2 protein-coding genes are annotated in these 1,390 nt (G+C 68.4%); both read right to left on the reverse strand.

What is annotated here, in order from left to right; translation table 11 throughout:
- Positions 1-204 precede the first annotated feature (204 nt).
- A complete protein-coding gene (locus tag U9R90_RS36240) occupies positions 205-567 on the reverse strand; it encodes a GNAT family N-acetyltransferase (protein ID WP_411061752.1) in 363 nt (120 codons plus the stop codon).
- A 548-nt stretch (positions 568-1,115) separates the two neighbouring features.
- A partial coding sequence (locus U9R90_RS36245) for a primase alpha helix C-terminal domain-containing protein (RefSeq protein WP_411061753.1) occupies positions 1,116-1,390 on the reverse strand: 275 nt, incomplete at its 5' end.

A 1,390-nucleotide genomic window follows, 5' to 3' on the forward strand; every position in this document is an offset into this window, starting at 1 on the left:
TCTTGAAAACCGTCGTGGCGCGAGTCACCGTGGGTTCAAATCCCACACCCACCGCAGCAGGTCCGCTAAGGGCCAGGTCAGAAGGGGTGCCGCTGTGATCGCGGCACCCCTGACCTGTTTAACTGTCTCGCGGTTTCCCGCCTGTGCCCGGTCGTTGACCAGGGCGTGCGGCCCAGGTGCGGCCCAGGGCCGGGGGCTAGCGGGCTACGAGCCGCTCTTCTCGTCGTCCGCCAGAGCCTTGCCGATCCGTTGGTTGGCGTGCTCCTCACGGCCGCGCAGGATCAACCTGTTCAGCAGAGCACTGCCCACTCCCTGGCCGCGCAGATCGGCGTCGACCGCGAGCAGGTCGATCTCTGCCACCGCTGTGGCTAGAGCCCGCGCTCCGTCTCGCGTGCCCGCTCTCCGCAGGGTGCACCCTGGAGCCCGTCCGCTGGCCATAACACCACAGGCCCGGCTCTGTGGCAGCTGACTAGGGGAGCGGTCCTGGTCGGAGGGGAACCTCAGATCGATCATCGGTTCTCGCTTGCTAGGGTGCGCCGCTGGGCTGGCTCTCGATGCCAGCGACATGGTGGCTGGGGGGCGGATGGTGGGACGGTCCAGGTTCCAGGTAGGGGGCGGTGTCGCGGCGGCATTGCTGGTGGCTGTCGGTTGCGCGGGCCCTTCGGCGGAAGCCAAGCCGCAGCGGCCTTCGACCTCAGCGGCAGCGTCGGCCTCGACGGTTCCTGAGAAGACCAGTGAGCAGGTGCTCCGAGACGTCCGCCTGGCCACTCAAGGCATGGGCCAACTTAGGGTCAATCCCGTGGTCAACGCGTCATGTGAGGTCAACGTCGTGGTGTTTACGCGTGAAGTTCCGGGAGAACGTGAACTTCTGCTCGTTGTCAGCCGCCTGAAGGAGCGCGAATGGCAGCTTGACGGTGCTCCGACGGACTATGTGGCGTTCCTGGAAGCGGGTTCATGGACGGTGATTGCAGGCGGGGCGCCGATCCCGGAAGAGGTGCGGGCTCAGGCGGCACCAAGCCGAGGGGCCGTGAGTATCTCCGCGTCGAGTGACTGCCGTTCTTCGTAGCTCGAAGTCGCCTTGGGCTCGTCTTGTTCGCGCCCGCCCTTCGTGGCGCCTACTGAGTTGTGGGTGGCCTTGCCGATGTCGGGCCCCGGCCGGCGGTGAGGCGGGCCGCCGAGGCGATCGTGGCGCGGGCCTCGCGTTCGGTGAGGCCGGTGTGGAGGGCGGCGTGGGTGAGGGCGTCGGTCAGGGTGGGGCCGAGGCCGGTCTCGTAGGCGCGGCAGGCGGCCCAGAAGAGGCGGGTGTTGCGCTGGCCCTCGCGGGCGGCGAGGACGAAGTGGATCAGGCCCTGGCCCTGGGAGTCGGGGTGCGTGGTGGGGGTGGGGTGGT

This window comes from Streptomyces sp. E11-3 (genome assembly GCF_046540415.1).
Taxonomy (GTDB): domain Bacteria; phylum Actinomycetota; class Actinomycetes; order Streptomycetales; family Streptomycetaceae; genus Streptomyces.